This is a genomic window from Marinomonas ostreistagni (genome assembly GCF_016888445.1).
Taxonomy (GTDB): Bacteria; Pseudomonadota; Gammaproteobacteria; order Pseudomonadales; family Marinomonadaceae; genus Marinomonas; species Marinomonas ostreistagni.
This window is the reverse complement of sequence record NZ_JAFEKF010000001.1, coordinates 686,687-711,351: the sequence shown is the minus strand read 5'-3', so window position 1 is coordinate 711,351 and position 24,665 is coordinate 686,687. Positions and strand designations below refer to the sequence as shown.

Here is a 24,665-nt window from a genome sequence, read left to right as displayed (position 1 = left end):
ACGAACTAATGCCTTAGTTATTTATCCATCTCAACGCGCATGGGCGTCAAAATATCACGTAAGGCATCAGCAATTTGATCTTGTGTGCTATCCGCCGCGCTGGCGATGGCATTCACTAATACACTGCCGACAATAACACCGTCTGAACATTGGCTCACCGCACGCGCTGTTTGGGCGTCACGAATACCAAAGCCAACGCCGATCGGCAGATCGGTAATTTCTCGCAAAGACTCTACATGTGTCGCAACGCTGTCTACATCAAGCGTTGCCGATCCGGTGACACCTTTCACCGAGACGTAGTAAACATAGCCTGATGCCATGGAACAAATTTTAGCTGCTCGGGCAGGCGTTGTCGTCGGTGACAAAAGGTAAATTAAATCAATGCTATTGCTACGGAAGCATTCTACTACATCTGTGGCTTCTTCAGGAGTCAAATCTACTAATAAAATGCCATCTACGCCGACTTCTTTAGCAGCATCCGAGAAAGCTTGATAACCAAAAAACTCGATCGGATTTAAATACCCCATCAATACAACGGGTGTTTGTTGATTGATTTGACGAAACTCCGCCACAATCTGCAGCACTTTACGTACCGTTGTACCGGCTGCCAACGCACGCTCACAGGCCAACTGAATCACAGGCCCATCGGCCATCGGATCAGAAAACGGCATACCCAACTCAATAATATCTGCACCCGCTTCGACCAAACTATGCATTAGCTCAACGGTGTGTTGAGGGGTCGGATCTCCAGCGGTAATGTACGGAATCAAAGCTTTTTTGTCGTTGGCTTTTAACTGCTCAAAACAGTGCTGAATGCGACTCATAACTACATCTCCAATCCGTCAATTTCTGCGACGGTATGGATATCTTTATCACCACGTCCAGATACATTAATCACCACAACTTGATCAGGGCTCATCGTTTTAGCGAGCTTCATACCGTAAGCAATCGCATGGCTCGACTCTAGAGCTGGCATGATGCCTTCAAGGCGTGTCAGCGCACGGAAGCCATCCATCGCCTCATCATCATTAATGGCCACATAATTGGCTCGACCGACATCTTTTAGCCAAGCATGCTCTGGACCAACGCCAGGGTAATCAAGCCCTGCGGAAATTGAGTGCGTGCCTTCGATCTGACCATCTTCGTCAGCCATCACATAGGTACGATTACCGTGGAGCACTCCTGGGCGACCGGCACTCAAAGGCGCAGCATGCTGCCCCGTTTCGATCCCGTGACCACCCGCTTCAACGCCATACATAGCAACACTTTCATCTTCGATGAATGGATAAAACATGCCGATGGCATTCGAACCACCGCCGACACACGCAACCACCGCATCTGGCAGTTTGCCAGCTTGCTCAAGACATTGCGCTTTGGTTTCACGACCAATCACGGCTTGAAAATCACGCACCAACTTAGGATACGGATGTGGACCAGCGGCCGTACCTATGATGTAAAAAGTATCGTCTACATGACTGACCCAGTAGCGCATGGCTTCATTCAAGGCATCTTTTAGGGTTCGCGTGCCAGACTCTACCGGAATAACTTCTGCTCCAAGAAGCTTCATACGATAGACGTTTAATGCTTGGCGACGCACATCTTCTGCGCCCATAAAAACCTTACATTTCAAACCTAAGCGAGCCGCAACCGTGGCAGAAGCAACGCCGTGTTGACCTGCTCCCGTTTCGGCAATGATATTGGGCTTGCCCATGTGTTTTGCAAGGAGCGCTTGACCAATCGTGTTATTGATCTTGTGCGCCCCCGTATGATTAAGGTCTTCACGCTTAAGATAAATTTTTGCACCACCAACCGTTTGTGTTAGACGCTCCGCGTAATACAAAGGTGATGGACGACCGACATAGTGTGCCAGGTCTTTATCAAATTCCGCTTGAAAAGCTGGATCTTGTGACAATTCTTCGTAAACGTTTGCCAAGTCTTCTAGGGCTGACATCAGTGTTTCAGATACAAAGACGCCACCAAATTGGCCAAAGCGACCTTGTTTATCAGGCAAGTTGGTTGCTATTTTTTGCTTATCCACGTTTGGCTCCAGTTATAAAACGACGTACTTTGTCTGCATCTTTAAGACCTTTACTGCGCTCAACACCGCCACTAACATCAACCGCGTAAGGTGCGACTTGAGTAACGGCCTCGGTGATATTATCAGGCGTTAGCCCGCCTGCAAGGATTAAAGGTTTTGTCAGTTGCTGAGGAATTAAATGCCAATCGAATGTTTCACCAGTGCCACCCGGCACGCCAGCTTTATAAGCGTCCAACAATACCGCACAGGCCCCCTCGTAACGGGCTATTTCAGCATCTAGGTCAACGCCAGGTTTCATTCGAATGGCTTTATAGTAAGGTCGCTGCCAACGATCGCATTGGTCGGGCGTCTCATCACCATGAAATTGAATCAACCAGCGCGCATTAGCACTGACGACCGATGTAATCAGCGCCTCGTCAGCGTCGACAAATAAAGCAACAGGCGTCACAAAAGGCGGCAGTTGTGCGAGGATTTCATTGGCAGTATCGGGATCAACATAACGCGGACTTTTGCTGTAAAACACAAAACCTAATGCATCCGCTCCCGCCTCAATGGCTTGTAGAGCATCCTCAAGATTGGTGATACCACATATTTTAACGCGGCAATTCATAAGCAGGCTCCTCTTTAAACGGTAAAAAATGAGGACCTAAAGCTGTTTTAGGCACGTTAAATTCAGCCGGATACTCTGCATCGACAAAATACAAACCAAATGGCGGCGCCGTGACACCGCCTTGCGCACGATCCTTGGCATCTAGCACTTGTTGCGCCCATTCTACCGGCTGCTCTCCCGTACCAATCGTCATCAGTACACCAGCAAAATTACGGATCATATGGTGCAAAAACGCATTCGCTCGCACATCCAAAACGATGTACTGCCCAAACTGATCAACGGAAAAATTTAAAATGGTACGAACGGGGCTATGGGCCTGACAGCCAACAGCACGAAAGGAAGTAAAGTCATGGGTACCTTTAAACACTTCGCAAGCGGCTTGCATCGCTTGAATATCGAGTTTTTTATAGGTCCATGTGACGCCTCGACTTAACAAAGCTGGACGTAAGTCGGATTGATAGATTACGTAGCGATAGCGACGACTCACTGCACTAAAACGTGCATGAAAGCTCTCATCGACAAATTCTGCTGCGACTACGGAGATGTCAGGTGGCAAATGGGTGTTCACGCCCAAGGTCCAAGCCCTTAGCGGACGCGTGACATCGGTTTCAAAATGCACAACTTGCGCGCTGGCGTGAACACCCGCATCGGTACGACCAGCGCAAATCACGCTGACCGGATGATTGGCTATTTTGGTTAATGCGTATTCAAGACTTTCTTGAACGGTGGCGACATCAAACTTTTGCGCCTGCCACCCCTTATAGGCTGCGCCGTCGTATTCTACGACTAGCGCTACTTTCTGTTTACTCACTTGGGAACATGCGCTCCATCATACTTTGGGCTTCTGCAATCTGGCTTTCGTTGCCAGTATTTACGACGTCCTCAAGTATAACACGTGCACCCTCTTCATCACCCATATCCATGTAAGCACGGGCTAAATCAAGCTTGGTAGCCACTTCATCACCACTGGCATCGAAGAAATCAATGTTTTCTTCGTCGTCGTCCAATTCTTCAGCACCTTCTGCGGCTTGCTCAGCGCCAAATTCCGGCACTTCAACACCGCCAAAGTCTTCTTCCTCTTGCTGAGCTTCAGCCAACACTTCATCAATGCTATCTGCTAGAGCGGCATCAGGCTCACTGTCAAACACAGCTGTTTCGTCAACGTCAGCCTGTGGCGCCACATCATCTTCTGCCTCAGTTAGTAGACTGTTTACAAAGTCTTCTTCCTCAGAGTAATCCGCTTCAGGTGTTTCCGCTTCTTGAGCAGTCGGCTCATCAGCTAATTCACCAAAGCCTAAATCAGCAAGGGTGTCGTCTAAACTTTCTTGCGGCGCTGCGTCCTCATCACCTGGCAAGTCCATGGCCGTTTCTGATTCTGGTTCGGACAGATCCAATGCTTCTAAAGGATCTTCTTCCGACGCCATTTGGCTTTCAATATCAGTGTCTTCTACCTCAAACTCCGAGAATGGGTCACTGTTATCTTCTTCGTCATCAGCCAATTCGTCCATATCAGCTCCCAAAGCATCTTCGATGTCACTGTCTTGTGCCACCTCTTCAAGCTCAGGAATATCAAATTCACCAAATTCATCCGCTTGATCGTCAGTCGGCGTGACTTCCGAGGACGCTACAGCCTCATCAAAACCAGCGAAACTTTCTTCTTCCGGCTCTTCTACCTCGAAGTCGAAGGCAAATGGATCTTCCTCTTCGATATGCTCTTCAGGTTCTTCGGCTGGGTATTCCTCTTTAGGCTCTGACGCCACCGCTGCTTCTGTTGCAACAACCGCTGCTGCGGGTGCAGCCGCCGCCGCTAGGTCAAACTCTTGCTTATCAGGCTCTGCTTGGTCTTTTTTGCGACCAGAGCGTTTGATCAACATGCCGATAAGCAAGCCTAACAATAGCAACACCACACCCGCGACAGAGAGTACGATCGGATTACCGAAAATTTTGTTGGTCCAAGATGCTTCTTCCGCAGCTTCTCGCTCACGACGCAACTGATCAGCCTCTAGCAGCTGATCGACAGTATTCTTTTGTTCTTGCATGGCTTGTTGCGCACTGGTGAACTGACGCTGCAATTCGGCCATTTGCTGATCTTTAAGCGAGATCAAACGCTCTAATGTCGCTAGCTGATCGTTTAGCTCAGTCAATTGATCGTTTAACTCAGCTTTTTCGCGTGTTTCTTTATCCAGTAATTCATTAGTTGCGGACAGTTCACTTTCAAGCTCGCTGATACGCTGCTGATCTGCCTCATTGGAGCTGGCTTCGGCTTCCGGTAGTGCACTTTGATTGGAGGCCAAGCGCAACTGATCGCCCTGCGGCGCTTCTGGTGCTGGCTGGGTATTGCTAGCAGCTTGGGTATTCATCTGCTCTTGGTTGATCACATCATCAAGCTGTCCCGCTTGCTTTAAAGCCATCCAAGCGGCATGCTGACGCTCAAACTCTTCTTGTGACGTAGCACGGTTAAAGAGCTGAATCTGCTCTTGCGTCGGCAAACGCAATACTGCGCCTTCGCGTAGTAAGTTAATATTGTTGGCATAAAAAGCATCTTCGTTAAGTGCTTGAATGGCCATCATGGTTTGATAAATCGTAAGCTGGTTATTAGGGCGTGACTGACCTGCGATCGACCATAATGTATTGCCTCGCTCGACAACCTTTTCGCCTTGGGCAGCTAATTCCTGAGCCTGACGAGCCTGATCACGAAATATCTGATTATTAGGAGTTTGGTCCGCAGACGGCGTGACCGACTGCACCACCTCTGGCTGGGCTTTTTCTACAAGGGCGGACTGATTGATCGGGGTTTGGTACTCGCGCACCACCTGCCCACTTGGCCAACGCGCCGCTAGGACAAAATTAAGTTGATCAACTTCGAGCGGTGCTTCTGACTGAACCAATACCGCAAGCTCGCCATTTTCTCGCACCACTTCAAAGGACAGTTGCGATAAAGTACGCGTCGGCGTTAGCCCTGCTTGGCGAAACTCACTTTCTGAGCCTAGACGCACACTGATGTCACTGACATCAAGGCTTGCGGCATCGGTCACTTCAATGCGACCTCGATAGGGTTCATCGATTCTGGATTGGGAGGTTAGTTCGCCCAGTTCTAATGCCTGAGCGCTGGACATGTACAGCGCACTGGAAACAGCTAAACTGATGAGCGTTTTTCTGAGCATAAGCTTCCCTTTATGTTAAGAACCGATGAGGTACCCCAAGTATCTAATACAGGTTCATAATTATCAATAGCTTTAGAATCAATGGTTTGGCCAACATCAGAGGAAACGCGTTTTAAGGCACGATATTTATAAACTGTGGGCGGAACAAATAGCCTTGCACATAATCCACTTCCAGCACTCTGGCCGCCTCTAAATCCCGCTCAGTTTCGACCCCTTCCAATACAATTTTCTTGCCTGTGCAGCGGGCAAATTGAATCATCTGGCGCACAAACTTCATAAACACTGGTTTATCTTGCATGCGTAGCACACAACGATCCAGCTTCACCCAACCCACTAACTGCAAGACTGAAACCGAAATCATCGATAGCGGATGACATAAATCGTCTAACGCAGTTTCAATACCCAACGTGTCAAAAGCCTCAATCATAGAAAGACTTTGGATGGCATCGTTTAACTCTGAATTTTCGATTAACTCGACGACAATTTGCTCTTGGCCGTAATCTCTTATCAACTGCACGAAAGGATTATTGATCGCCTCAACATCGGTAGCAAAAAAAGCATCCTGATCTAGGTTCACGAACAATTGTGTGTCTGGTTTGTGCTTTAATTGCAGACATTTCTGCGCATATTCGACTTGATACAAAGTGATTGGATTTTCGTGTAGTGCTGCGTAAACCAAGTCGGGGCGAACCGACTCACCTTCACTACTGTAAAAACGTGATAGAGCTTCATGGGCGACTACAGCACCAGACTGAATATCGATAATGGGTTGGTACTCTACCCCAAAACGCTGCTTTTGGATGATGTCCAGTAATTGGCGCTTACTAAGCCCAGACGGATGTGAGTTCATCATCTCTCCATAATGATTGTTATTTATAACTCATTATAATGACAATCATTCGCAATTGTAAGAGATGCCATAAAAAAACCCCGCCTAAGGCGAGGTTTTTTATTGCAATAAGTGCTTATAAATCAGACAGTTAGAGTAAGCCTTAGGCCTACATCATGCCGCCCATTCCACCCATGCCGCCCATATCAGGCATTGCTGGAGCACCTTCAGCTTGTGGTAGATCAGCAATCATCGCTTCAGTCGTGATCATCAGACCTGCTACAGAAGCTGCAGCCTGTAGCGCTGAACGTGTCACTTTCGCTGGGTCAAGGATACCCATTTCGATCATGTCGCCGTAAACACCAGTCGCAGCGTTGTAGCCGTAGTTACCTTCGCCCTGCTTCACTTTGTCGACAACAACAGATGCTTCGTCACCCGCGTTGTTGATGATTTGACGCATTGGCGCTTCCATTGCACGTAGTGCAAGTTCGATACCTACGTTTTGATCTTCGTTGTCACCACGTAGTTCGCCAAGTTTAGACAGTGCACGTACTAGCGCAACACCACCACCTGCAACAACACCTTCTTCAACCGCTGCGCGAGTTGCGTGAAGCGCATCATCTACACGTGCTTTTTTCTCTTTCATGGCAACTTCAGTCGCTGCACCGATCTTGATGACGCCAACGCCACCAGCAAGTTTCGCAACACGCTCTTGTAGCTTCTCTTTGTCGTAGTCAGACGTTGAGTTAGCCATTTCCGCACGGATTTGCTCAACACGAGAATCGATTGAAGCATTGTCGCCAGCGCCATCAACGATGGTAGTGTTTTCTTTGGTTAGCGTTACGCGCTTAGCTGTACCTAGTTGCTCTGGCGTTGTGCTTTCTAGAGAAAGACCCACTTCTTCAGAGATCACTTGACCGCCCGTTAGGATAGCGATGTCTTGTAGCATTGCTTTACGACGATCACCGAAACCAGGCGCTTTAGCAGCGGCAACTTTAACAACACCGCGCATAGAGTTAACTACTAGTGTCGCAAGCGCTTCACCTTCGATGTCTTCTGCGATGATTAGCAATGGACGTGATGCTTTCGCAGCGGCTTCTAGAGTAGGTAGAAGATCGCGGATGTTAGAGATTTTCTTGTCAACCAACAGGATGTATGGGTTTTCAAGTTCCGCACTCATCGTTTCTTGGTTGTTAATGAAGTAAGGAGATAGGTAACCACGGTCGAATTGCATACCTTCAACCACAGCTAGCTCGTCTTCGAAGCCAGAGCCTTCTTCTACAGTGATAACGCCTTCTTTACCTACGCGCTCCATTGCTTCAGCAATGATCTTACCAACAGTGCTGTCAGAGTTAGCAGAAATAGTACCTACTTGCTCGATCGCACGATTGTCAGAACATGGCGTAGACAGCGCAGCGATTTCTTCAACCACGGCACCTGCCGCTTTGTCGATACCACGCTTAAGATCCATTGGGTTACGACCCGCAGCAACGGCTTTAAGACCTTCTGTTACAAACGCTTGTGCAAGGACTGTAGCCGTAGTAGTACCGTCACCCGCAACATCGTTTGCTTGTGAAGATACTTCTTTCACCATCTGTGCGCCCATGTTTTCGAACTTGTCTTCTAGCTCGATTTCTTTGGCAACAGTTACACCGTCTTTAGTGACTAGCGGCGCACCGAAAGATTTTTCGATAACAACGTTACGACCTTTAGGGCCAAGCGTTACTTTTACAGCGTCTGCAAGGACGTTAACGCCTTTCAACATTTTCTGGCGAGCGTTATCTGAGAATTTTACTTCTTTAGCCATTTTCTCTAATCCTTAATATTATTAATTTCGCTAATCGTTGATTAATCTGAAAAAGACTTAGGCTTCTAGGATGCCGTAGATTTCTTCTTCTTTCATGATAAGTAGTTCTTCACCGTTAAGCTTAACGGATTGGCCTGAGTATTGGCCGAACAATACAGTGTCACCAACTTTCACAGCCAGCTCGCGAAGGTCACCATTAGACTGAATACGACCCGTGCCCACAGCTAAAACTTCACCCTGTGTAGGTTTTTCAGTTGCAGAACCTGGCAAAACGATACCAGACGCAGTAGTTGTCTCTTCTTCTTTACGGCGAACAACGACGCGATCGTGCAAAGGACGAATATTCATTGATCTATATCTCCAAATTTAATCAATACCAGGACTCCCCTGGCCGGATTAGCCCCACTCTTTGCGGCGGGATTCTTTATCGCCAACATTAATGTGGTTGGCGCACACAATTTCAAGGGTCTTTTTTAACTATTTTTTATCAATTTCATCTTTATCATCTTGCGCTGGGCGATACTCACCCTCGATGATGTGATGCGACTGAGCTTGACCACGTGGATTCTGCTGCGACCATGCCGCACGCATGTTCATGCGTTTCTTCAAAAAGTCGAGAGCTAGCGTCGTAGCAATCGCTTTACGCAAAGGCGTAATCAACAACAAGGCCCCCATGGCATCCGTCACAAAACCAGGGATAAGCAAACATAAGCCGGCTACGGCGAGCATAAACCCTTGCGCCACTTCTGAGGCCGGCATTTCACCACGACGAATTTTCTCTTGGGCTTTAAGGTGTGTGGCAAAGCCTTGACGTCGAATCAAAGCAAGACCAATGATGGCTGTTAAAAATACGAGAGCAATGGTTGTCAAACTACCAATTTGAGCGCCGACTTGGATCAGTACGGTCAGTTCAACAATTGGAATTAGGATGAAAAGTAATAAGGCAAAACGCATAATGACCTTCTCTGTTTTGTTAAGTATGTCTCAATATTTAGGGGTAAAACCGTATGAATCAAGCGAGCGACGAGTTTAAATCACAAGTTCTATTCATTCTTGCACATTTACCTGCTGGTGAAGTGATCTCTTACGGCGAGCTGGCACGCCAAGCAGGTCAACCTAAACAATCACGCCTAGTGGGACATATTTTAAAACGCTTACCCGCGGAGCACACACTGCCTTGGCATCGCGTGGTTAATAGCAAACGTGCCATAAGTTTTCTCGAGGGCAGTGATGGCTATCAACGCCAACGAGCGCTATTGGAAAACGAGGGCTGGGTTATAGTCGGCCAACGCCTGATAACAAAAGAGGCGCTTTAAGCGCCTCTTAACAAGTAATCCATTAATCACGGAAGTTATTGAACTGCACTGGCAGCTCTAAGTCCGCGCCACGTAATAATTGCATCACTTGCTGCAGATCATCACGCTTTTTGCCGGTCACACGTAATTGCTCGCCCTGCACTTGGGCTTGCACCTTGATCTTGCTGTCTTTGATCATTTTCACAATCTTCTTCGCTTCCGCTTGATCAATCCCTTCTTTTAGCTTGATCTCTTGCGTTGCGCGAAGATTACCTTCTACGATTGGACCACGATCTAGGGTTTTAAGGTCAATGCCGCGGTTAACCAGCTTTTGGCCTAAGATGTCCATCATTTGGCGCAGTTGCATCTCTGCTTTTGCTTCGAGCACGACCGCTTGCTTTTCTTTGATTGAAAAGCTGGCATCAACCCCCTTAAAATCGTAACGAGTTGATACTTCACGATTAGATTGGTCCACGGCGTTGGTAACTTCGTGCCAATTTAATTCAGATACAATGTCAAAAGATGGCATAAAAGCCTCCTCCATTCGATATTTACTCTAAAGGGCGGCATAATATCAGGCTTACTGCCAAAAAACTGCAAACACGGGGCTAAAATGACAAAAGATGCATGGCTAGTTGTCGGTAATGGAGCGATCGGTTTACTTTGGGCGAGCAAATTAAAGGCACAAGGCGATGAGGTGACAGTGGTATGTCGCCAACATCCACCGTCCGCACCTTTGCAGGTGGATTTTCTGGATGAGGATGACCAACCGCAATCAGAACATTACCCAGTGGAGTTCGTCACACGAGATCAGCTAGAAGGCAAATACACCAAGGTGTTGCTGTGTACAAAGGCGTTTGATCTGGTAGCGGCCTATCTGGATATCCGTCAACACACTAAAAAACGTGGCCTTATAGCAACCTTATGTAACGGCGTGGGCGCCCAACAAGATTTGATTCCACATCTAAAAAAGCACCAGAATCTTTGGGCGGGTGTCACCAGTGAAGGGGCGTTAAAACTGGACGATCATCGCGTCAAAAAAACCGGCCGCGGCGATTCTTTTTTTGGACTACTGCATCAAAGCAGCAAGAATGCTATCGGTCCCGAATTCCCCTATCCTAATGTACAGAGCGAAAATATCGAACGACGCTTAGTGGAAAAACTGGCGATCAATGCTGTGATCAACCCAATTACGGCGATTTTTTCGATTCGTAACGGCCAATTACTAGAAGAGCCTGTACGGCCTATTTTTGACGCTGCCATTGAAGAAATAGCAGAAGTGCTTAATCACGAGCAATTTCCATACCCTGCTGACCAATTACGCATCAATACACAGACATTGCATCAGCGCATTAGTACCGTGGCACGCTTTACGGCATTGAATTGCTCGTCTATGTATGAAGACATTCGTAACCTACGCCGCACTGAAAACGAATATATTTCGGGTTTCTTTCATCGCCATACACCACGCGACACAACGCCGATTCAAGACTTTTTCTACAATGCACTGAATGATCGCGCTCACTTAGAAGAGCACAAAAAAAAGCTCCTAACAATGTTTTAGGAGCTTTTTACTGTTTATTTGAGCGACCTGACTGGCCGCTCTTTATGCATTACTTTTTGAGGCTGACTTTTTCTTTGCTCAAGGCAATCTTCTGCTCTTTGTATAGCGCACCTAAGGCCTTTTTAAACGTTGCTTTACTGACATTGAAGGTCTTAAAGATAACATCTGGAGAGCTCTTGTCAGTAATAGCCATTTCACCGCCATTGGCTTCAAGATACTCAATAATATCGTCTAAGATATTTTTTACTTTTTTGTAGCCCGTTTGCTGGATACTCAAGTCAATTTTACCATCATCGCGAACACGCTTAATGTAGGCTGCCAGCTTATCGCCTTTGTAGACTTTGCCGATGACGTCTTGGTAAAACAGAACACCCCAGAAGCGGCTGTCGACAATACATTTAAAGCCAATATCCGTGCGGTCTCCGACGATGATATCTACTTTATCTCCAGTACGGTAAGGTGGCTCTTCGCGATTCAATAACGCATCCACCTTAGTTGTCGCCACAATTCGGTTGGTGTGCTGGTCAAGATAGACAAACAACAGGTGCGTTTGCCCCTCTTCGACACGATTTTTCTGCTGACTAAACGGCACCAGAAGATCTTTAGGCAGTCCCCAGTTAAAGAAAGCACCCACATTGTTTACCGCAACCGATTTCAATCCAGCAAACTCGCCCACTTGGACTTTCGGTCGCTCGGTAGTGGCAATCAATTCATCTTCTGAATCAAGGTAAATAAACACCTCAACATCATCACCCACCCGCAAGCCTTTTGGTATATAACGCTTTGGCAGCAAGATCTCGCCTAACTGTTCGCCATCAAGGTAAACACCAAAGTCTTTTTCTTTCACCACACGCAGCACATTCATGCGGCCAATATTAGTAGACATCACTACTCCACTTTATTAATAAAGTACTGCCTACTGGCAGCACTGAGTCATTCTTTGTTTTTGCTCTGCATGCATTGTTGCATCAAAGCGTTTAACGCATCTTTGCCCGTCGTTTCCATCAGTTCGATATTACGCTCAGGGATGACAGCTGTATCGCCATAGTACTCGATGGCCTTTTCCATGCTCTCTTCACGAATAATATGCAGCATAGGATAAGGTGAGCGATTCGTGTAATTGGACACATCCTCTTCTTCAGTCCCAGCAAAACAGTACTTAGGATGAAACGTTGCTAGTTGATATACACCTTCACAACCCTGCTCAAACATCAACTCTTCGGCGGCATCGACAAAGTCCAAATACTGAATAAACTCAGCAAACAGTGTCGGGAAGATAATCAGCGTCGTTTCCACATCAGGATTTTGATCGAGAAAGTTAATCTCGGCCATCAACTCCTCTAACGCCACAGAAGACTGTTTGGAGCGCACCACAACATAACGCACAGAGCCCCGCTCAACCTCACGCTGAGCAAATGGGCAGACATTCATCCCTACAATAAAGGAGCGCACCCAAGCTTGAGTTTGTTCGGTGACCAGTTGTTCAGATAAATGCATGCTTAAGATCCTTAATTTTTAAAGCATTTTAAGCCATTACCCGTAACGGGTCTAACGACATTCGATAAATCACGAAATTAAAATAAAACAAATCCACGCACGGCATTTGAGAGTGTTACAATGCGCTGAATTACTATGAGCTTAACTGAGAGAATACATGTCCTTTTCCGAACTCGATCTGGATTTCACCATTGAGCAGGCCCTGCAAGATTTGGGGTTTAGCGAACCGACACCTATTCAAGAGCAAGCCATCCCCTTGGCGATGGATGCACAAGACATTTTAGCCTGCGCCGCTACGGGCACAGGCAAAACTATTGCTTTTGCAGCACCTGTTATTCAGCACATACTTGACCGTGACGAAGAGTCAAGCCTCGCCCCTAAAGCGCTTATTTTAGCGCCAAGTCGTGAGCTAGCGCGTCAGATCTTCCAAGTCTTCGAAGGACTACTGCAGCATACTCGCATTAAGCTACAACTTATCGTTGGTGGCACGCCTTATGGCATGCAGCAGCAGCAACTGAGTGAGCCATGCGATATTTTGGTCGCGACACCAGGCCGCCTAGTTGAACTTGATCAAAAAGGTTGGATGGACTTCAGCGATACTTCAATGTTGGTCATTGACGAAGCCGATCGTATGCTCGACATGGGCTTTGTTGATGGGGTAAAACACCTATCCAAACAACTGCCAGACCATCAAACTTTGATGTTTTCTGCCACCATTGATGGTGAAAAAATGGGCCGCTTTGCTAAAAGCTTGTTACGTGAAGATGCTCAAACTATCCAGCTAACAGACTCTCCACGTACGGTGCCAAGTCAAATTAAACAGCTGGCATTTCGTGTAGACGATGAAGCACATAAATCCGCGCTACTAACTCACTTGTTACAACAAGAACGTGTGCAGCAGGCGGTAGTGTTTGTTTCCAACCGTGAGCATGTAGACGTTTGGGTACAAAAGATTCGCAAGCTCGGTTTACGCTGCGATGGCCTACATGGCGAGATGAAGCAAAGCGATCGCAATGATCATTTAAAACAGATGAAAAAAGGCCGCCTGCAAGTTTTGGTAGCGACTGATGTCGCAGCCCGCGGTATTGACTTACCTGAAATCAACACCGTGATCAATGTGCGTCTTCCGCGTCGCGCCGACTCTTATGTCCATCGCGCAGGGCGCGCATCACGCGAAGGCAACCCTGGTGAATGCTACTCATTAGTTGATATGCACGACCTTCCCATGATTGAGAAGATTCAGCGCTACATGCAATCCCCCATCAGCTTTAGCAAGATTGCAGGCCTGGAACCTAAAACCAAGATTCGCTCTAGCAGCGCCACCCGCACAAAGAAAAAACCGGCTAAAAAAGCCACCAGCACTAAAAAAGCCAAAAAGAAATAGAGCGCTAACAACATTTCTCTATCGCTTTTTATAGACAATAAAAAAGGGAGCTTAAGGCTCCCTTTTCATCGTCTCGATGCGATATCAATCAAATTTAAGCGTGTGCTGCTTACGACGCGCTTTCGCTTCTAAATACTGACGGTTGTGTTGATTAACATGCACAGCCGTCGGCACAAGCTCTGACACTTCGATGCCATTGTGGGTCAGCTGCTCAGCTTTATCTGGGTTGTTCGTCAGTAGACGCACTTTGTCCACCTCAAGCGCTTGCAGCATGCGCGCAGCAATACTGAAGTCTCGGCCATCGTCAGGCAGGTGTAGCATCTCATTGGCTTCATAAGTATCGTAGCCTTGATCTTGTAAAGCGTAGGCTTCAAGTTTGGCATACAAGCCTATACCACGACCTTCTTGGCGCAGATACAAAATATAACCGCCTTCTTCGTTGATGCGATCAATAGCTTCGTCTAACTGCTCACCGCAATCACAGCGGCCTGAGCCAAAAACGTCACCAGTCAAACATTCAGAATGCAAACGGACCAACGGCGTAGCGTGCTTACTTTCAGAGGTTCCTTCAAACGCAATAGCGATATGCTCCTTGCCACTTTCATCGCCATTGAAAGATATGAACTCGGCCATGACGTCGCCAGCTCGAACTGGAATCACTACTCGACGTTTAACCGTTAATTGATCCATTGATACTGCTCTCTTGTAAAAATAATGCTCTATATGAGCGCATTGTAATAGGTTTTCAATCCCTAGACTAAGGAAAACTAAATTAAGTGTGTTAGAGGAAGTGACGTATCTTCTTTTACACTGCGTAAAAGAAAGCTCGACTGAACACCTGAAACACCAGGAATACGAGTTAAGTAACCCAACAAGAAGTCGTGATACTTTTCCATGTCTTCGACCACAACTTCTAACAAGTAGTCACAGTTTTGTCCGGTCACAAGATTGCACGAACGCACCTCAGGAAATGAATTCACTTGTTCTTCAAATACACTAAAACGGTCTGGCGTGTGGCGATCCATGCTGATTTGAATAAAGGCCGTCAGCTTTAAACCGAGCTCAGAACGCTTCAACAACGTAACTTGGCGGTCAATGATACCACTCTCTTCCAGAGATTTAACCCGCCTTAGGCACGGAGATGGCGACAAACCAACACGATCGGCCAGCTGCTGATTTGTTAAGCTAGAATCTTGCTGTAGCTCCTGCAATATTCGAATATCAATTCTATCCAACTGCGCAACCATAAAATTAAAATCCTATTAAAGATGATATTTAGCAATTTTATTCCAACAATATGCGTATTTTATCAATAAAACGCAATCATTTTTCAATCAAAGTTCGTTACACTAGGTACTGTTGAAAGATGTTAACCACATCTTAATTTACAGTCTGAGCTACCCGCTCAACTAATTATAAGGAAGGCAAAGAATATGAGTTCTTTTGATCACACTAAATATCGTCCGTTTCAGCCGGTTACTTTAGACAACCGCACTTGGCCTGACCAAGACATCACTACCGCGCCACTATGGGCAAGTGTAGACCTACGCGACGGCAACCAAGCACTGGTTGAGCCTATGACTGTGGAGCAAAAGAAGGAATTTTTTAAACTTCTAGTAGACGTTGGCTTTAAAGAAATCGAAGTCGGCTTCCCTGCAGCCTCACAATTGGACTTTGACTTTGTACGCTGGTTGATCGAAGAAGACCAAGTGCCTGACGACGTTTACATTCAAGTATTGACCCAAGCACGTCCAGAGTTGATCGAGCGTACTTACGAATCACTTAAAGGCGCCAAAAAAGCTGTCGTTCACGTGTACAACTCAACTTCAGTGACACAGCGTGAGCAAGTATTCCGCTTAGGCAAAGATGGCATTAAGAATATTGCTATCCAAGGCGCTAAATACGTTAAAGATTACGCAGCAAATTACCCTGAAACAGAATGGGTATTCCAGTACTCACCTGAGAGCTTCACTGGCACAGAGACAGACTTCGCAGTCGAAGTATGTGATGCAGTAATCGACGTATGGCAACCAACGCCAGAACACAAATGCATCATTAACTTGCCAGCAACGGTTGAAGTGTCTACACCGAACCGTTTTGCTGATCAGATCGAATACTTCTGCCGTAACGTGCAAAATCGTGAAAGCATCATCGTCAGCCTACACACACACAATGACCGTGGTTGTGGCGTCGCAGCGGCTGAGCTTGGTTTGATGGCTGGCGCAGACCGTATTGAAGGTACTTTACTAGGCAACGGTGAGCGCACTGGTAACATGTGTGTTGTGACCATGGCGATGAACATGTACAGCCAAGGCATCGATCCTAAATTAAACTTTGGCGATATGGATCGCGTCATCAGCGTGGTTCAATCTTGCACCCAGTTACCTGTGCACCCGCGCCATGCTTATGCAGGTGAATTAGTCTTCACAGCTTTCTCTGGCTCACACCAAGATGCCATTAAGAAGTGTTTGGCTAATCAAACGGATGAGAAACCTTGGGATGTGGCTTACTTACCAATTGACCCTCGTGACATTGGCCGTAGCTACCAAGAAGTTATCCGCGTTAATAGCCAATCAGGCAAAGGCGGAATGGCGTATGCCCTAGAGCAAGAATACGGCTTGGCATTGCCGCGCTGGTTGCAAGTAGAATTCAGCCCAATCGTACAGCGGTTTGCTGAAACCGATGGTGGCGTCGTTGACGCGGCAGAAATGAAAGAGTTGTTTGAGCAGAGTTTCATGACCTCAGGCACACCTTACGCCTTGGGCAACTACGAGCTAAGTAAGCATGATCGCGACTCGGTTAAAGCAGAACTTGTGCATGCTGATGGCAACATCCAGATTCAAGGGGAAGGTAACGGGGCATTGTCTGCTTTCACGCAAGCCCTAAGCGAACACTTCAATGCTCGCTTAGATATCGTTCAGTACCAAGAGCACGCATTGACAGTTGGTAGCGACTCGCAAGCAATCGCCTACGTACAAGTTAACATCGACGGTGAGCGCTTTAATGGTGTCGCCATCGACAACGATATTGTTTCAGCATCGATTCAAGCAGTTGTAGCGACGATTAACCAAAAAGTCGTTGCCTCAAATCAAGCCGATGTGGCCTAACCTCGCCCATCAGCCATAGAGTTAACCTTAGGCGGCACAACTGCTTAAGGTCACAAAAAAGCCGAGTTTATCCAACTCGGCTTTCTCTTGTTTGACCATCATGTAAAACGTCACGCTACTTTTTGCTGTACAACACCACACGATCACGGCCAGATGTTTTGGCCTGATACAATGCCAAATCGGCACACTTGATAAATTCAAGCTCTGAAGGTATCTGACTGTACTCACACACACCGACGCTACAGGTGAGATGCAATTCATGACCATCATAGATAAGCGGCTCAAGCTTAAGCACTTCACGATAGCGCTCACAAGCACTGAGCGCCTCATCCGCTGACGTATGTGGAAGACATAAAGCAAACTCCTCGCCACCAATACGACCAATCATATCCCCGGCCCGCTTACGCTCACGCAAGCGACGTGAGAACTCTTGTAAGACCATATCTCCCGCATCATGACCGAAGGTATCATTGACGTTTTTAAAGTGGTCGATATCAAGCACTGCGATACTAAGAGACTGGTTATAACGCTCAGCCTTGGCGACCTCATCGCGTAAAGAGGTTTCGAACGCTCGGCGATTCATAAGATCGGTTAGATAATCTGTCGTAGACAAGGCCTCAAGACGTTTGTTCATGCTAACTAATTTATGGCGCATCTGCGCCAAGCGATCCATCGCTAGCAACTTAGCCGCCAGCACTTTGTGCTGGATCGGTTTAATCAAGTAATCATCAGCCCCCGCCTCGATACAACGCTCAACATCATCATCTGAGACTGAACCGCTTAAAATAATGATTGGCACCCAGTCGCTTTCATAGTCACCTTGAATAGCTCGTATTTCACTTATGGCATCCAATCCAGATTTCACTGGCATATTAAGGTCTGCTACCACCAAATCGATCACCTCAGAATGAGACTGAAAGGTATCGATTAATGCTTGACCATCGGCCACATCGATCACTTCGTGGCCTAACTTTTCTAACCTAAGACGCAACAACAAACGATCAGAGTTTGTATCTTCGGCGATCAGAATCTTCAATCCAGCCTCCCTGTGTGCTGAAGTACTTGCTTAACCGTAGCAAACTCTTGCTTCATTGCCACTATTTGCTCATTTGGGTCTACCACAGAATCCGCTTTTGCTTGTCGCTCTAACTCTGTAGCCATAGCACTTAACACCATGGCTCCGACATTAGCACTGACAGATTTAAGACTGTGAGCCGGACGGTAAAAAAGACTGCTATCTTGTGGCGCCGCGAGTGCTTGATCAAACTCCAAGAAGACTGCATTAGCATCTTGCACAAAGGCATGGGCGATCTCTTTAACTTGATCACCTAACAGCTCTTCTAAGTCATCTAACACCCTAGGATCAATCGAATCTATGTTTTGCAATACTGCTCCTTCACCTTGCAGGGACGTCGCATCATTTGCACTGACGGCTTGCGAACAACCTAACCATTGAACAATGGTATCCAACAACTCTTGACGTTTAAATGGCTTGGAAATATAACCATTGCCGCCTATGGATTCAACTTGCGCAATACGTTCCGGCTGAATGTCCGCCGTTAGGGCTAAGATGGGCACAGCCGGCTGGCCAGGACCTTCTAAGGATCGTATTTCCTGAATGGCTGTCAGACCATCCATGACTGGCATATGCAAATCCATTAGAATCAAGTCCGGCTCTAGTGCGCGCCATTGCTGCACGCCTTCAAGGCCATTTTCCGCTACTTCAACTCGACACCCTAGCTGCGCTAACATACCTTTAACCACTGCGATATTGGCCTTCATATCCTCGACAACAAGAATCGTCGCATCGGTTAAATCATGCTCATAAGCCTCTTGTCGCTGAATACGTCCATCTTGGCGGGTGACCATTACCGCACTCACCTCTGGGCGCAGCACTTCAATTAAGCCAGCACGCAATTCGTTAATACTGCTGGGCTTATTGACACAAACCTTAACGCCGGCTTCTTTAAGCTGTTCAGGCGATAAGATTCCTGCAGAGGACAGCATCAAAGTTTTTGGGCACTCTGTATTTGGTAAGGCATCAATTAAAACTTTGTTGAGCGACAAACCATCCAGTTCAGGCATCAAGTAATCTAAAACCAATAGATCAAAAGAGTCCGTTTCAGGGTCTTGTGCCGCGGCGATTACACGATCCACCGCTAAGATAGCATTATGTTCGTATTCAGCCATCAAACCAAGCTGCTCTAACTGGCTCTCGATTATAGACAAATTAGTAGAATTATCATCTACCACCAAAATGCGTTGAAAATTGAAATGCTCTACCTCTTGGCAAGATCTAACAGGTGACGCACTTTGTGCCAGTTGTAAAGAGAAGCCAAAGGTAGAACCTTTACCAAGCTCACTTTTCACCCAAATCTCACCACCCATCAACTCAACAAGTTGTTTGGTAATGGCCAGCCCCAGTCCTGTGCCACCAAACTTACGTGTGGTGGAGTTATCAGCTTGCGTAAAGGCTTGGAACAGCTGCCCCTGCACAGCCTCGTCAATGCCTATGCCGGTATCCTCGACACTAATGATGAGTGACTGCTGCTGGGACTTTTGACTTGGCTTGGCTTCGACTTTAATAATCACATGACCAGACTGAGTAAACTTGATCGCATTGCCCACTAAATTCATCAATACCTGACGAATACGATAAGCATCCCCATGAAGCATCATTGACTCGGGCACATTGTATTGCACTAACAAATCAATACCTTTGCTCTCAGCCTTAACCACCAGCAAACGCGACAGATCGAAGACGAGCTGTTCTAGGTCGAAATCCATTAGTTCAAGTGACAAGTGACCCGCTTCAATTTTCGAAAAGTCTAAAATTTCATTAATGAGCTCCAACAAACTCTCACCCGAGTTACGGATAATGTCTAACTGGCTATGCTGTCGCTCGGTCAGCTGCGAGCCAGATAGAATCTCCGCCATACCCAAGACACCGTTGAGTGGGGTGCGAATTTCATGGCTCATGGTCGCCAAGAAGTTGCTTTTGGCTTGGCTTGCACGCACTGCTTCTTCACGGGCATTTTTTAAGATAGTTTCGGTTTGGTAACGCTCAGTAATATCAAAATTTACACCAAACAGATAGGCTGGCTGCCCTTCGCTATTAACCGCAACACGTGCATTGGCCTTGATGTGGCGAAGGTCCCCATCAGGTCGAATGATTCTGAAATCAACATCTAAATCGCTCTGTGTGGCTATGGCTTTCTCGGCACTGGCTTGAACACGTCGTAGGTCATCTGGATGAATCAACTCATCCCAATGTTCCCGACGTGTTACTTGGCCGTAAGATACACCATATATACTGTGCATTAAGTCGTCCCATAAGAGAGTATCGTTTTCGATCCCCATCTCCCAGATACCGATCCCAGCAGACTGGGTCGCAATGCTTAGACGATTACGCGCCTTTTCAATATCTTCTTCAATATTCAGACGGGCTGTAATATCTCGGCAATGTACTATAAAGCCATTGAAGTGCCCCTCTTCATCAACGACTTTGCTGCGCACGTTTTCGGCGACAAATGTACTGCCATCAGCACGTCGATAGACCATACGATACTCGTGATAGTCAGGAGACCCTGCGTCTTCATAGGCTAAACCAACCTCTTCAAACGCCTGCGCATCGGCGTATAAAAATTGCGCCGTTTTACCCAATAGATCTTGCTCTTGATAACCAAACATTGCTGTTACGTAGGGATTAACCATAGTGATGTTACGATCACGATCTACCACCACAATGCCTTCAGGGGCGTCTTCAAATAATGAACGAAACATTTTTATCTGTTTTTTGAGCGCCACCTGCGCTTGGATTTGTTCCGTAATATCCTGAAAGGTGAGTACGGTTACCAGCGTGTTATCAAGCTCATTGGTAATTGGTGTACAAGCGAAATTAACTGGGAAAGTGCGACCATGGCGATCGAAAAACTCATCATTCACACCAGACACTTTATGGCCACTGCGTACCGCATGCGTAATGGCACAGCTATGCTCCTTGCTGGCATTGGCATGATTGATTAAACGACAAATTGGCATACCAACAAGTTCATTTAAACCATAGCCTGTCATAGCAACCGCTGATACATTGGCAAACGTAATCTTGCAATCTGCATCTAAGCCAATCACACCATCGTGAACCGATTCTAGAATTAAGCGATGCTGCTGCTCGGCTTGACGCAGTGAAAAAGCGTTACGATCACGTGTTAACTCTTCACCAATCCATTGGCCAAATAGCTTTACTAGCTCATATTCGTCTTCACTAAAATCGACGGCACGTGGCGTGGGGCTTGAGAAATTCAGCGTACCCCAAACTTCCCCTTGAACTCGTATCGAGACGCCTAAATAAGCTTCAAGCTGAAAGGTTTGATAACACGGGTGCAAAGCAATCTCGCTTTGGCCAGCATGATAAAAGCCTGTGACTTGATCACGATTCAAGGTATGCACACAGTAGCAATCACCCAGATCAAATTCAGCACCGACTGAAAGCTCTCCATTTGGTGAACAACAGTAGGCCACACGATAGTTATCATGCTTTACCCGTGAGACGATACCAAATGGCAGACTTAGCATCTCACTACCGAGGATTAAGATTTGATCAATTTTTTCATGCAAATTGAGTGTGGAAGTGGCCGTGATCGCATGCAAACGTTTGAGTGCCTGCGTAATACACAAAGCTGAAGCAGTTTCGACATTGCAGCTAGTATCTTGTGCGGTTAATAGCGAGGTTAGCAGCTGCTGCAGCGCATTCTGTTGGAGCTGAGGAGCATCTGGACACGCAAACCACCCCTTATTTAAACCTAAAGGCTGCCAATCAAGCTCTGCTAGAGCGGCCTGCGCTTCTGAATTAGAAGGTGCTTCGGCGTGACCTTGGTTGATGTATAGTGCAGCTCCAGATGGTAAAACAACCCACCAGCGCGGTGCATAATCCAATGCCATCACCTCAATCATGGGTGAAAGATTAGCAAAGGGCCCAGTTAATGTTTTAAACCATTGTAGAGGCTTGCCACTGAAGTCCATCATCTTCGTCAACGTCCGTCATCTATTTCTAAAAGCGATAAACCTCATACTAAACCACTTTGTATGACTTCGCCTACCTAGACAACTACAATAACGGCGTTTTAAATCATTGTTAACTTTTCACGACTTAGGACATTGATGAAACAAGCAAATTAGCCCGTTTGCAGTAACGCTCCAGGCGCCCATCATTTCAAGAAAGCACAGAAATCTGCACGAATTCGAGCAATCACTTCGGCATTACGACCAGCAATAATGACCCCTTCCCGAATGGTTGGACGATAGTCAGAACCATCTAGCATTTCAACTTTACCTCCGGCTTCTTGATAAGCCAAAATCCCAGCAGCGTGATCCCAAACATTGGGCTTAGGGCTCACAGAAAAGTCCACATTACCCTGCACCATGGTACGGTATTCATGACAGCAACAGCGCAGTGCAATGGTGCGTGCATACTTGGGTTGCAATAAAGCCGCGTGTCGGCGTAACGACTCATCTTTGAATAAGAAGGGAGAAAACATCCCGACAAGGTTGTCATCCGCTACTTCTGTACGGATAGTGATCTGACGCGCATCACCGTTAGCACGAACAAACCAAGTACCTTCACCTTGACTCGCTTCGATCCAGTCGTCATTTGCGACATCGTAGAGTAAGCCAAAGATTGTCTGACCTGCATAAGCCGCTGCAATCAATACACCAAAGGTCGGCAGCCCATTGGCATAGTTCCAAGTACCATCGATAGGATCAATAATCAGAACCAACTCATCTGAATCAATTTTATCTAGTACCGATGCATCCGCGGCAACCGACTCCTCACCAACAATCAAGGCATCAGGCAACAATACCGAAAACGCTTCTGTCATAGCCTTTTCAGCGGCCAAATCGGCGACAGTGACCAGGTCATCAAAGCCTGACTTGGTGGAAATATTATCGCTGGATAAATCACGAAAGCGCGGCAAGATTTCCTGTTTGGCCACGTTGCGCACGATCTCAATAAGGCTATTTTTTTGATCACGGGTCAGCACTAAACTCTCCTTGTTGGGAAGTAATTAATCAGTCTACGTACCTTACTAGCTTACCAAATAAAGATAAAAGCATTATGACAACTTATTCATTTCTATAGATTTTTTAAAATGACTTGTGAATCCTGAATTTTGGTCCACTATTTTTATGAAAAAGCATTTGACTTGCTTTTTCAGTTACCGGTAACATTCACCCATAGTTACCGGTAACATATCGTTGTAACTGCGAATTTAATATTCCTTCAAAACAATAAATAGCGGGAAGACATCATGAGCACAATTGCTAAGACGTTACTCACAGCCACCATCGCAGGCGCCCTTTCTACAGCGGCTATGGCAGCCGACTACACGTTTAAATTCCAATCCTCTGACCCATCAGGTGATAAAAACTTTCAAATCCAGAAAGAATGGACTGAGCGTGTTGCAGAAATGTCTGGTGGTCGTATCAAAATCAACCTATTGCCGGTTGGCAGTGTGTTCAAGCACACAGAGACCCTAGATGGCATCAAAATGGGTATTTTGGATGGCCAAGTTACCGCCACTGAGTTTTTCTCAGGTAAGGATGCAGCCTTCGGTCTTATCGGTAACACGGTAGGTGCTTGGTCTGACACACAACAACTGCTTCAGTACATCAACTACGGTGGCGGTTATGAACTAATGAATGAACTTTACGCTCCGTATGGCGTTAAATTCATTGGTGGTTCAACCACTGGCGTTGAGTCGTTTGTGTCACGCGTTCCTCTGGACGGTGTAGAAGATCTTAAAGGCTTAAAACTACGCGCACCTGAAGGTCTGGTACAGCGTGTATTTGCAGCTGCTGGCGCCGCACCTGTTAACCTTCCAGGTTCCGAAGTATTTACCGGTCTGAGTAAAGGCGTTATCGATGCAGCCGACTACACAGTCTTCTCCACTAACCAAAAAGCAGGTATGAACGAGATTGCTCCGCATCCAGTTCAACCGGGCTTCCACTCTCTACCATTGATCGATATCTCAATGAGTATGAAAAAGTGGAACCAGCTGCCTGAAGATCTTCAAAAAATCATGACCGTATCAGTACGTGATTTCGCTAATGACATCACTACTCAGCTGCGCATTGCAGACCAAAAAGCGGTCAAAGAAGCGCAAGCAGATCCAAACATCACTTTGCATGACTGGTCTGCAGAAGAACGTAAAAAATTCCGTGAGATTGCACGTACTCAATGGGAAGAGTTCGCTAAGCAATCACCAAACGCACAGAAAGTTTACGATTCAATCACGACTTACCTAGAAGAAAACGGCCTGCTGTAATAGCCATAGTAGCGCCTCTTTCCAAACCAAAACGGGCGTCTTAGG

General features: G+C 46.6%; 22 protein-coding genes. 5 read left to right on the top strand and 17 right to left on the bottom strand.

From position 1 onward, the window contains the following. Window positions 1-17: 17 nt before the first annotated feature. The 9 genes from trpA to JQX58_RS03360 all read right to left on the bottom strand — a co-directional run bounded on the left by trpA (window position 18) and on the right by JQX58_RS03360 (window position 9,402). Window positions 18-824, bottom strand: coding sequence for a tryptophan synthase subunit alpha (trpA, locus tag JQX58_RS03400; RefSeq protein WP_204145408.1), 807 nt, complete (start codon window positions 822-824; stop codon window positions 18-20). A 2-nt stretch (window positions 825-826) separates the two neighbouring features. Beyond that, a complete protein-coding gene (gene trpB, locus JQX58_RS03395; protein WP_204145407.1) occupies window positions 827-2,038 on the bottom strand; it encodes a tryptophan synthase subunit beta in 1,212 nt (403 codons plus the stop codon). After that, window positions 2,031-2,648, bottom strand: coding sequence for a phosphoribosylanthranilate isomerase (locus JQX58_RS03390; protein WP_204145406.1), 618 nt, complete (start codon window positions 2,646-2,648; stop codon window positions 2,031-2,033). Before JQX58_RS03390 ends, trpB begins: the two co-directional genes overlap by 8 nt. Then, window positions 2,632-3,459 (bottom strand): tRNA pseudouridine(38-40) synthase TruA, encoded by an 828-nt coding sequence (gene truA, locus JQX58_RS03385; RefSeq protein ID WP_204145405.1) that lies wholly within the window; start codon window positions 3,457-3,459, stop codon window positions 2,632-2,634. The genes JQX58_RS03390 and truA overlap by 17 nt, the downstream gene beginning before the upstream one ends. Next, window positions 3,452-5,812 carry a motility hub landmark protein FimV gene (locus JQX58_RS03380; RefSeq protein ID WP_204145404.1) on the bottom strand — a complete coding sequence of 787 codons (2,361 nt, stop codon included), beginning with the start codon at window positions 5,810-5,812 and terminating at the stop codon, window positions 3,452-3,454. Before JQX58_RS03380 ends, truA begins: the two co-directional genes overlap by 8 nt. Window positions 5,813-5,924: 112 nt before the next feature. Next, a complete protein-coding gene (locus JQX58_RS03375) occupies window positions 5,925-6,662 on the bottom strand; it encodes an EAL domain-containing protein (RefSeq protein ID WP_204145403.1) in 738 nt (245 codons plus the stop codon). Between the two features lie 148 nt (window positions 6,663-6,810). Continuing rightward, window positions 6,811-8,448 (bottom strand): chaperonin GroEL, encoded by a 1,638-nt coding sequence (gene groL, locus JQX58_RS03370; RefSeq protein WP_204145402.1) that lies wholly within the window; start codon window positions 8,446-8,448, stop codon window positions 6,811-6,813. A 57-nt stretch (window positions 8,449-8,505) separates the two neighbouring features. Beyond that, a complete protein-coding gene (locus JQX58_RS03365; protein ID WP_204145401.1) occupies window positions 8,506-8,796 on the bottom strand; it encodes a co-chaperone GroES in 291 nt (96 codons plus the stop codon). A gap of 129 nt (window positions 8,797-8,925) precedes the next feature. After that, window positions 8,926-9,402: an FxsA family protein gene (locus JQX58_RS03360; protein ID WP_204145400.1), complete on the bottom strand. Its 477-nt coding sequence runs from the start codon at window positions 9,400-9,402 to the stop codon at window positions 8,926-8,928. A gap of 53 nt (window positions 9,403-9,455) precedes the next feature. Here JQX58_RS03360 and JQX58_RS03355 point away from each other — a divergent pair, with 53 nt between their 5' ends. Next, a complete protein-coding gene (locus tag JQX58_RS03355) occupies window positions 9,456-9,764 on the top strand; it encodes an MGMT family protein (protein WP_204145399.1) in 309 nt (102 codons plus the stop codon). Between the two features lie 22 nt (window positions 9,765-9,786). On the opposite strand, the gene JQX58_RS03350 is transcribed toward JQX58_RS03355, so the two are convergent. Next, window positions 9,787-10,272: a YajQ family cyclic di-GMP-binding protein gene (locus JQX58_RS03350; RefSeq protein ID WP_204145398.1), complete on the bottom strand. Its 486-nt coding sequence runs from the start codon at window positions 10,270-10,272 to the stop codon at window positions 9,787-9,789. Window positions 10,273-10,356: 84 nt separating this feature from the next. Between JQX58_RS03350 and JQX58_RS03345 the strand changes: the two genes are divergently transcribed. Next, window positions 10,357-11,307 (top strand): ketopantoate reductase family protein, encoded by a 951-nt coding sequence (locus JQX58_RS03345; RefSeq protein WP_204145397.1) that lies wholly within the window; start codon window positions 10,357-10,359, stop codon window positions 11,305-11,307. 49 nt (window positions 11,308-11,356) lie between these two features. Here the strand turns inward: JQX58_RS03345 and JQX58_RS03340 are convergent, their stop codons facing one another. Then, window positions 11,357-12,193, bottom strand: coding sequence for a CvfB family protein (locus JQX58_RS03340; protein WP_204145396.1), 837 nt, complete (start codon window positions 12,191-12,193; stop codon window positions 11,357-11,359). Window positions 12,194-12,240: 47 nt separating this feature from the next. Next, window positions 12,241-12,804, bottom strand: coding sequence for a DUF1415 domain-containing protein (locus JQX58_RS03335; protein WP_204145395.1), 564 nt, complete (start codon window positions 12,802-12,804; stop codon window positions 12,241-12,243). Between the two features lie 157 nt (window positions 12,805-12,961). On the opposite strand from JQX58_RS03335, the gene JQX58_RS03330 reads away from it, so the two are divergent. After that, window positions 12,962-14,188: a DEAD/DEAH box helicase gene (locus JQX58_RS03330; RefSeq protein ID WP_204145394.1), complete on the top strand. Its 1,227-nt coding sequence runs from the start codon at window positions 12,962-12,964 to the stop codon at window positions 14,186-14,188. An 84-nt stretch (window positions 14,189-14,272) separates the two neighbouring features. Here the strand turns inward: JQX58_RS03330 and ribA are convergent, their stop codons facing one another. Together ribA and JQX58_RS03320 are read right to left on the bottom strand one after the other, a co-directional pair. Further along, complete coding sequence (gene ribA / locus JQX58_RS03325; protein ID WP_204145393.1) at window positions 14,273-14,878, bottom strand: GTP cyclohydrolase II; 606 nt, start codon at window positions 14,876-14,878, stop codon at window positions 14,273-14,275. Between the two features lie 77 nt (window positions 14,879-14,955). Next, the gene (locus JQX58_RS03320) at window positions 14,956-15,435 is read right to left on the bottom strand and encodes an Lrp/AsnC family transcriptional regulator (RefSeq protein ID WP_204145392.1); all 480 of its coding nucleotides are present in this window, start codon (window positions 15,433-15,435) and stop codon (window positions 14,956-14,958) included. A 186-nt stretch (window positions 15,436-15,621) separates the two neighbouring features. Here JQX58_RS03320 and leuA point away from each other — a divergent pair, with 186 nt between their 5' ends. Next, window positions 15,622-17,295: a 2-isopropylmalate synthase gene (gene leuA, locus JQX58_RS03315; RefSeq protein ID WP_204145391.1), complete on the top strand. Its 1,674-nt coding sequence runs from the start codon at window positions 15,622-15,624 to the stop codon at window positions 17,293-17,295. Window positions 17,296-17,410: 115 nt separating this feature from the next. Here the strand turns inward: leuA and JQX58_RS03310 are convergent, their stop codons facing one another. The 3 genes from JQX58_RS03310 to JQX58_RS03300 all read right to left on the bottom strand — a co-directional run bounded on the left by JQX58_RS03310 (window position 17,411) and on the right by JQX58_RS03300 (window position 23,336). Next, window positions 17,411-18,331, bottom strand: a complete 921-nt coding sequence (locus tag JQX58_RS03310; RefSeq protein WP_204145390.1) for a GGDEF domain-containing response regulator — start codon at window positions 18,329-18,331, stop codon at window positions 17,411-17,413. Beyond that, complete coding sequence (locus tag JQX58_RS03305; RefSeq protein WP_204145389.1) at window positions 18,328-22,320, bottom strand: PAS domain S-box protein; 3,993 nt, start codon at window positions 22,318-22,320, stop codon at window positions 18,328-18,330. Before JQX58_RS03305 ends, JQX58_RS03310 begins: the two co-directional genes overlap by 4 nt. Window positions 22,321-22,502: 182 nt before the next feature. Further along, entirely contained in the window at window positions 22,503-23,336 is an 834-nt protein-coding gene (locus JQX58_RS03300; protein WP_204145388.1) for an inositol monophosphatase family protein, read from the bottom strand. A 267-nt stretch (window positions 23,337-23,603) separates the two neighbouring features. Here JQX58_RS03300 and JQX58_RS03295 point away from each other — a divergent pair, with 267 nt between their 5' ends. After that, window positions 23,604-24,620, top strand: coding sequence for a TRAP transporter substrate-binding protein (locus JQX58_RS03295; protein WP_204145387.1), 1,017 nt, complete (start codon window positions 23,604-23,606; stop codon window positions 24,618-24,620). Window positions 24,621-24,665: the final 45 nt, after the last annotated feature.

What these genes read in the sequence shown, in the direction of transcription:
- JQX58_RS03355 (WP_204145399.1), top strand. Translation starts at nt 9,456, where the DNA reads ATGAATCAAGCGAGCGACGAGTTTAAATCACAAGTTCTATTCATTCTT.
- JQX58_RS03375 (WP_204145403.1), bottom strand. Translation starts at nt 6,662, where the DNA reads ATGAACTCACATCCGTCTGGGCTTAGTAAGCGCCAATTACTGGACATC.
- JQX58_RS03360 (WP_204145400.1), bottom strand. Translation starts at nt 9,402, where the DNA reads ATGCGTTTTGCCTTATTACTTTTCATCCTAATTCCAATTGTTGAACTG.
- JQX58_RS03320 (WP_204145392.1), bottom strand. Translation starts at nt 15,435, where the DNA reads ATGGTTGCGCAGTTGGATAGAATTGATATTCGAATATTGCAGGAGCTA.
- leuA (WP_204145391.1), top strand. Translation starts at nt 15,622, where the DNA reads ATGAGTTCTTTTGATCACACTAAATATCGTCCGTTTCAGCCGGTTACT.
- groL (WP_204145402.1), bottom strand. Translation starts at nt 8,448, where the DNA reads ATGGCTAAAGAAGTAAAATTCTCAGATAACGCTCGCCAGAAAATGTTG.
- JQX58_RS03295 (WP_204145387.1), top strand. Translation starts at nt 23,604, where the DNA reads ATGAGCACAATTGCTAAGACGTTACTCACAGCCACCATCGCAGGCGCC.
- JQX58_RS03380 (WP_204145404.1), bottom strand. Translation starts at nt 5,812, where the DNA reads ATGCTCAGAAAAACGCTCATCAGTTTAGCTGTTTCCAGTGCGCTGTAC.
- JQX58_RS03335 (WP_204145395.1), bottom strand. Translation starts at nt 12,804, where the DNA reads ATGCATTTATCTGAACAACTGGTCACCGAACAAACTCAAGCTTGGGTG.
- JQX58_RS03340 (WP_204145396.1), bottom strand. Translation starts at nt 12,193, where the DNA reads ATGTCTACTAATATTGGCCGCATGAATGTGCTGCGTGTGGTGAAAGAA.
- JQX58_RS03330 (WP_204145394.1), top strand. Translation starts at nt 12,962, where the DNA reads ATGTCCTTTTCCGAACTCGATCTGGATTTCACCATTGAGCAGGCCCTG.
- ribA (WP_204145393.1), bottom strand. Translation starts at nt 14,878, where the DNA reads ATGGATCAATTAACGGTTAAACGTCGAGTAGTGATTCCAGTTCGAGCT.
- JQX58_RS03365 (WP_204145401.1), bottom strand. Translation starts at nt 8,796, where the DNA reads ATGAATATTCGTCCTTTGCACGATCGCGTCGTTGTTCGCCGTAAAGAA.
- JQX58_RS03350 (WP_204145398.1), bottom strand. Translation starts at nt 10,272, where the DNA reads ATGCCATCTTTTGACATTGTATCTGAATTAAATTGGCACGAAGTTACC.
- JQX58_RS03345 (WP_204145397.1), top strand. Translation starts at nt 10,357, where the DNA reads ATGACAAAAGATGCATGGCTAGTTGTCGGTAATGGAGCGATCGGTTTA.
- JQX58_RS03305 (WP_204145389.1), bottom strand. Translation starts at nt 22,320, where the DNA reads ATGATGGACTTCAGTGGCAAGCCTCTACAATGGTTTAAAACATTAACT.
- JQX58_RS03390 (WP_204145406.1), bottom strand. Translation starts at nt 2,648, where the DNA reads ATGAATTGCCGCGTTAAAATATGTGGTATCACCAATCTTGAGGATGCT.
- trpA (WP_204145408.1), bottom strand. Translation starts at nt 824, where the DNA reads ATGAGTCGCATTCAGCACTGTTTTGAGCAGTTAAAAGCCAACGACAAA.